Genomic DNA, 6,484 nt, shown 5'->3' with positions numbered 1-6,484 from the left:
CTTTCCCTTCCCGCGGGTTTCCCCTCCCTTTTTTTTTTTTTTGGGTTTTGTGGGGGTGGGGGGGGGGGGGGCGGGCCCGCCCGCCCGCCCCCCCCGCCGCATTTTCCGGCACCTTCCTCCTGTGAAGGGCGCCGACCATCAATATGCGGGACCCTCCGGAAAGCCGGAGCCGGAATCCCCACCGACGAAAGAGTGATCCCATGACACGCAAAGTAGTCATCACCGGTCTGGGCGCCACCACGCCCATCGGCGGCGATGTACCCACGATGTGGAACAACGCGCTCAAGGGGGTCTCCGGTGCCCGCACCCTGGAGGACGACTGGGTAGCCAAGTACGAACTTCCCGTCCACTTCGCCGCCCGCTGCAGCACGCCTGCCCTGGAGGTTCTCAGCAGGGTCGAGGCCAAGCGGATGGACCCCTCCACGCAGTTCGGCGTCATCGCTGCCCGTGAGGCATGGGCCGACTCCGGCATCACCGAGTTCGACAAGGACCGGTTGGCTGTTGCTTTCGCCACCGGCATTGGCGGAGTCTGGACCCTCCTGGACGCCTGGGACACGCTGAAGGAAAAAGGCCCCCGCCGCGTCCTCCCCATGACCGTTCCCATGTTGATGCCCAACGGTGTTGCCGCCGCTGTCAGCCTGGACCTCGGAGCACGCGCCGGAGCCCACACGCCGGTTTCCGCCTGCGCCTCCGGCACCGAAGCCCTGCACCTTGGCCTCGACCTGATCCGCTCGGGCAAGGCGGACGTGGTGATGTGCGGCGGCGCCGAAGCAGCCATCCACCCGATGCCCCTGGCAGCGTTCGCTTCCATGCAGGCGTTGTCCCGCCGCAACGATGACCCGCAGGCCGCCTCCCGGCCGTATGACCTGGGCCGCGACGGCTTTGTGATGGGCGAAGGCGCCGGCGCCCTGGTCCTCGAAGCCGAGGAACACGCACTGGCCCGTGGAGCCCGGATCTACGGCGAACTCGCAGGCACGTCCGTCACGGCTGACGCCTACCACATCACCGCTCCGGACCCCGAAGGCCTCGGCGCAACCCGTGCTCTCAAGGCTGCAATGTTCGATGGCCGCATCCAGGCCGAAGACGTGGTCCACGTCAACGCCCACGCCACCTCGACTCCGGTGGGCGACAAGCCTGAGTACACTGCACTCCGCGCCGCCCTGGGCAACCACATCGACAACGTCGCAGTTTCCGCCACTAAGTCGCAGATGGGGCACCTCCTGGGTGCTTCCGGTGCCGTGGAAGCTGTACTCACCGTACTTGCCGTCTACGACCGGAAGGCGCCGGTCACGATCAACCTCGAGAACCAGGATCCGGAGATCCCGCTCGACGTGGTCACCTCCGCCCGCGACCTGCCCGCAGGCAACATCGTGGCCCTGAGCAACTCCTTCGGTTTCGGTGGGCACAACGCCGTGGTGGCTGTCCGCAGCGTTTAGTTCCTTTCCCGGGCTTTCCGCCCGTACACAAACAGGAGGCCCCGCCGGCTGGCGGGGCCTCCTGTTCTGCTATGGAGAGTGCGTCCTACTTTTTTCCTTCCTGCAGGGCTGTGCCGTCTGGTCTGACGACGGCGGCAGTTGGGTTGGGCCTCTCAGCCCACCTGGTGCAGCCAGCGCACAGGGGCGCCCTCTGCAGCATGCCGGAAGGGTTCCAGCTCCTCATCCCAGGCCTCGCCAAGAGCCAGGGACAGCTCGTGGTAGACCGCGGCGGGATCCCCTGCGCCCGACTCGTAGGCGTAACGGATCCTGTCTTCGGAAACCATTATGTTGCCGTGGACATCCGTGACGGCATGGAAGATGCCCAGTTCCGGCGTGTGCGACCACCGGCCGCCGTCTACACCCTGGCTCGGTTCCTCGGTGACCTCATACCGAAGGTGCGCCCAGCCCCGGAGTGACGAGGCCAACTGTGCGCCTGTCCCGGGGGCGCCCGTCCAGGAAAGCTCAGCCCGGAACATTCCGGGCGCAGCAGGTTGGGGAGTCCACTCAAGATCCGTACGCTTATCCACGACGGAGCCGATGGCCCACTCAACATGAGGGCACAAAGCAGTAGGGGCTGAGTGAACAAACAGCACACCGCGGGTCATTGCAACAGACATTCCATCCTCCATAGCTCTAGGTACGTCTTCCCCAACGACCTCTGCCTGGATGGAACTGCTGCGCGCTGCTCAGCGGAACTGCTCCCCGCAAGATATTCAGTTGTTCAGATTAAGCAATGTCCGGACTTGCGGGTCAGCACGAAGCAAGGGAGCTTCAAGCGGGACTTGAAAGTTGCCGGACGTGACTCTTATTGTGCCGTACGCCGCGTAATTACGCCAGTGCGATTCGCTATTACGGTACAAGCGCTGTGACAGGCCGGATCAGGCCCGGGGGTGCGCCTGCTGGTAGCTTTGCCGCAGGCGGTCCACCGATACATGCGTGTAGATCTGCGTGGTCGCAAGGCTGCTGTGGCCCAGGATCTCCTGGACGGCACGGAGGTCAGCGCCCCCATCCAGCAGATGGGTCGCTGCCGAATGGCGCAGTGCGTGCGGTCCTGATGCAGAAGTGTCGCCCAGGGCCTCGAGAAGTCTGTTAACAAGCTCCCGGACCTGCCGCTGGTCTACCCTGCCGCCCCTGGAGCCGAGGAAGAGGGCCGTGCCGCTGTTATCCCGGGCCAGCAGCGGCCGGCCCCGCCGCAGCCAGTCGTCCAGGGCCAGCGCCGCCGGGACGCCATACGGAACGGTGCGTTCCTTGTTGCCTTTTCCGATGACACGCAGGGTGCGGCGGTCCGGGTCCAGGTCGTCGACATCGAGCCCTGCCAGCTCGCCGACGCGGATGCCCGTAGCGTAGAGAAGTTCGACGATGGACCGGTTTCGAACGGGCAGCGGAGCACCTCCTGCAGCGGCTTCCTCCAGGCTCGCCAGCAGCCGCGTCAGCTGCTGTGCCTGCAGGACTCCGGGCAAAGTGCGTTCCCGTTTGGGAGCCTTGAGCCGCAATGACGGGTCGGAGCCAAGGCGCTCTTCCCTCAACGCCCACGCTGTAAAGGCACGGGCGGTGGCTGCCCGGCGGGCAAGGGTGGAGCGGGCGACGCCCGCCTGGCTCTGTGCTCCCAACCACCGCCGCAGCATTCCGAGCTCAAGGTCTTCCAGCCGGGTGGCACCTTCGGATGCGGCGTGGGCCAGGAGGCTTCGCAGGTCCCCCATATACGCCCGCAAGGTGTGGGCGGACACCGCCCGCTCCCCCGACAGGTACTTCGAAAAGGCATCCGCGGCCTGGCTCAGCTCCCGCGGTAGTTCCTCGTTTTCCACCCTCCTACTTTCGCAGGTGTTGCCGCGGATCAGATGACAGACACGGCACGCCCTGCCCGCAGCGCATTACAGCCAGCCGCCGGCCGGTCAACCCGTTCCCTTACCACGCTTCCAGCCGCCCCTTTCGGACACCGCCAGCCCGAGCAGCCCGAGCCTCCCCAGGCCAGCGCGGACGGAGTCCTGGCTCAAGCCTGCCACGGAACACAGCTTCTCGACTGATGTAGTGGAGCGAAGCGGCAGCGCGTCCAGGAGGATCAGGTCTTCGAGCGTCAGTCCGTCCTGAACCTCCGCTCCACCTTGCCGGGGCTCCGGAAGCCCGGCTCCGCTGGGCGCCGCAAGTTCAGCAACTTCTGCGGCATCAGTGACGCAGACAGCGCCGCCGTCACGCAAAAGCCGGTGGCATCCGGCCGAGTTGGCGCTGTGGACGGAACCGGGGACAGCACCGACAGCCCGGCCGAGCGTTTCGGCATGGTGGGCGGTGTTGAGGGCCCCGGACCGCCACCGGGCTTCTACCACGACGGTCACAGCAGACAGGGCAGCGATCAGCCTGTTCCGCTGGAGGAACCGGTAGCGGGTGGGTGCCGACCCGGGCGGAACTTCCGCGATCACGGCACCCTGGTTGCAGACCGCGCGGAGCAGGTCTTCATTGCCCGAGGGGTAGAAGCGGTCCACTCCCCCGGCCATCACGGCGATGGTGGGCAGGGCACCGGAACCTCCGGCCAGAGCGGCGCGGTGGGCATGCGCATCGATGCCGTAGGCGCCGCCGGACACAACTGTCAGGCCGCGCTGCGCCAGCGAGTACGCCATGTCACCGGTCACCGAGGCGCCATAGCTCGTGCTGTCCCGGGAACCCACCAGTGCGATGCACTTGTCCAGGCGGGGAAGGGGCTGCTCATGTCCCCGCCACCACAGGCAGAGCGGTTCCTGGATGCCAAGGTCCGCCAGCTGCAGCGGCCATAACTCGTCCGAGGGGATAATCAACCTGCCGCCAAGCCGCGCCATGGTGGCCAGGTCCCGCTCGGGAGCGAGGTCTGGAATCCGGGGCTGCCAGCGTTTCAACGACGCGGCCATCCCTGCCCAGCTGGTGGCAGAACCGCTGTCCCCGAGCACCGCGGTAATTTCCCGTTCCACCTCGGGCCCGGCCGCAACCTTGCCTGTGGCTATTCGAAGGGCGTCCACAGCTCCGCATACCTGCACGAGTGCCAGGCCCGCGGCGTCCTGGGGCTCCATGAGCCGGGCCAGCGCAGCGCGGGTAAGCCTTTCCGCTTCCACTGCAGTCTCATTCATGCGGCCACCGCCGCTGCCTGCCGCAGGCCCAGGGCCTGCCCAATATCGTTTATGTCGGGTCTCTCCCTGTGCCCCAGGTCTGCCAGCGTCCACGCCAGGCGCAGTACACGGTCGTAGCCACGTGCAGTGAGGACACCACGCTCCAGTGAATGGTCCAGGATGCGGGTAGCGGTGGGAGGCAGCCGGAGCTCTCCGCGCAGCACCCGGCCCGGCACCTGCGAATTCGTTTCCAGGCCGAAGGGCGCCAACCGATCACGCTGCCGCACACGGGCATTCCGGACGCGGGCGGCCACGGAAGCCGTGTCCTCCTCCGCACCTGCCTGACCAAACTCGGCCAGGGACACGCGCTCCACCTGAAGCTGGATGTCCACCCGGTCCAGCAGCGGCCCGGACATCCTGGCCAGGTATCGCCTGCGCATGATGGGAGTGCAGGTACAGTCCAGCCCCTTACCGGATGCCTTGCCGCAGGGGCACGGATTTGCTGCCAGCACCAGCTGGAAACGGGCCGGATAGGCGGCGGTCCCCGCGGAGCGGTGAATTACCAGCTCACCGCTCTCCAGTGGCTGGCGGAGTGCATCCAGCACACGGCGCTCGTACTCCGGCGCCTCGTCAAGGAACAGGACGCCGCGGTGGGCGCGGGAGGCGGCTCCCGGCCTCGGGAGGCCAGAGCCGCCACCGATGATGGCGGCGGCCGTCGCCGAGTGGTGCGGACTTTCAAAGGGCGGCCGCCGCAGCAGCTGGACCGACGTCGACGGCAATCCGCAGAGCGAGTGGATGGCGGTGACTTCCATGGCCTCATGGTCCGCCAGGTCCGGCAGCAGCCCGGGAAGCCGCTCTGCCAGCATCGTCTTTCCGGCGCCGGGAGGTCCCGTAAGGAGCAGATGATGCGCTCCAGCGGCTGCCACTTCGAGGGCCCTCCGGGCGTCACCCTGGCCGGAGACATCTGCCATGTCCGGGTATACCCCGGCTTCCTCCGCGCCATCGCAGGAATGCGCAGGGTCCTCCGGTTCGAAGTCCAGCGCGAGTTCCTGCGGGTCCGCGCCGAAATCCAGTGCCAGCCGGGCCAAAGTACGGTATCCCCTGACATTGGCACCAGGCACCAGGGCGGCCTCCGCCAGGTTCGCCTGCGCCACCACTATGTCCGGGTACCCGGCCTGCACGGACGCCATAACAGCAGGAAGAATGCCGCGGACCGGGCGCAACCTGCCGTCCAGCCCCAGTTCGGCAATGAACACGATGTTACCGGTGGGCTTGATGTCATTCGCGGCACGGAGCACGGACATGGTGACAGCCAGGTCGAAACCCGACCCGCGTTTGGGAAGGGAAGCCGGGATAAGGTTCGCAGTGATCTTCCGCCGGCTCAGCGGAATCCCGGAGTTCTTGGCGGCCGAACGGATGCGTTCCTTCGCCTCATTCAAAGAAGCGTCCGGCAGCCCGAGAAGTACAAAGGCCGGCAGTGTCTGGCCAATATCGGCCTCGACCTCCACGACGTACCCGTTCAAGCCCACCAGGGCAATGGAGTAGGTTCTTCCCAGGGCCACTCACCCCACCCCCTTAAGGTGCTCCACCAGGGGTTCGCCAACGCCGTCGTCCACAACTGCGATCACGTCCACCCGCCGCAGCGGCATGCGTAACTCCCGGTCCCGGCACCAGGCGGAACCCAGCCGGTGCAGGCGTGCGAGCTTCTCCGGGCCTACCGCTTCGAAGGGGTGGCCGTAGTCGAGCGAACGGCGTGTCTTTACCTCGGCAATAACCAGGGCGTCGCCGTCAAGGGCCACAATGTCGATTTCGCCCTCGGTGCACCGCCAGTTACGCTCCACCACGAGCATGCCAAGGGACTCAAGATAGCCAACCGCGAGGTCCTCGCCGTGCCGGCCCAACAGGTCTTTTGATTTCATTTCTACCTCCGCAACCAGC

6 protein-coding genes are annotated in these 6,484 nt (G+C 66.5%); 1 reads left to right on the top strand and 5 read right to left on the bottom strand.

The window, feature by feature from the left end; translation table 11 throughout:
• Positions 1-200: 200 nt before the first annotated feature.
• The gene (locus tag ACFVYC_RS02970) at positions 201-1,436 is read left to right on the top strand and encodes a beta-ketoacyl-[acyl-carrier-protein] synthase family protein (protein WP_387546356.1); all 1,236 of its coding nucleotides are present in this window, start codon (positions 201-203) and stop codon (positions 1,434-1,436) included.
• Positions 1,437-1,588: 152 nt separating this feature from the next.
• On the opposite strand, the gene ACFVYC_RS02965 is transcribed toward ACFVYC_RS02970, so the two are convergent.
• The 5 genes from ACFVYC_RS02965 to ACFVYC_RS02945 form a co-directional block, all read right to left on the bottom strand.
• Complete coding sequence (locus ACFVYC_RS02965; RefSeq protein ID WP_104042113.1) at positions 1,589-2,092, bottom strand: DUF3145 domain-containing protein; 504 nt, start codon at positions 2,090-2,092, stop codon at positions 1,589-1,591.
• A 261-nt stretch (positions 2,093-2,353) separates the two neighbouring features.
• Positions 2,354-3,280: a tyrosine recombinase XerC gene (locus ACFVYC_RS02960; protein WP_387546352.1), complete on the bottom strand. Its 927-nt coding sequence runs from the start codon at positions 3,278-3,280 to the stop codon at positions 2,354-2,356.
• Positions 3,281-3,367: 87 nt separating this feature from the next.
• Positions 3,368-4,567, bottom strand: coding sequence for a DNA-processing protein DprA (gene dprA, locus ACFVYC_RS02955; RefSeq protein ID WP_387546350.1), 1,200 nt, complete (start codon positions 4,565-4,567; stop codon positions 3,368-3,370).
• On the bottom strand, positions 4,564-6,108 hold the full coding sequence (locus tag ACFVYC_RS02950; protein WP_387546348.1) for a YifB family Mg chelatase-like AAA ATPase: 1,545 nt from the start codon (positions 6,106-6,108) through the stop codon (positions 4,564-4,566). The genes dprA and ACFVYC_RS02950 overlap by 4 nt, the downstream gene beginning before the upstream one ends.
• On the bottom strand, positions 6,109-6,465 hold the full coding sequence (locus ACFVYC_RS02945) for a YraN family protein (protein WP_104042119.1): 357 nt from the start codon (positions 6,463-6,465) through the stop codon (positions 6,109-6,111).
• Between the last annotated feature and the right edge of the window lie 19 nt (positions 6,466-6,484).

The organism is Pseudarthrobacter sp. NPDC058329 (genome assembly GCF_042879835.1).
In the GTDB taxonomy this organism is placed as follows: Bacteria; Actinomycetota; Actinomycetes; order Actinomycetales; family Micrococcaceae; genus Arthrobacter.
Note: the sequence above shows the minus strand (reverse complement) of the source record. Positions and strands in the feature narration are given on the sequence as shown.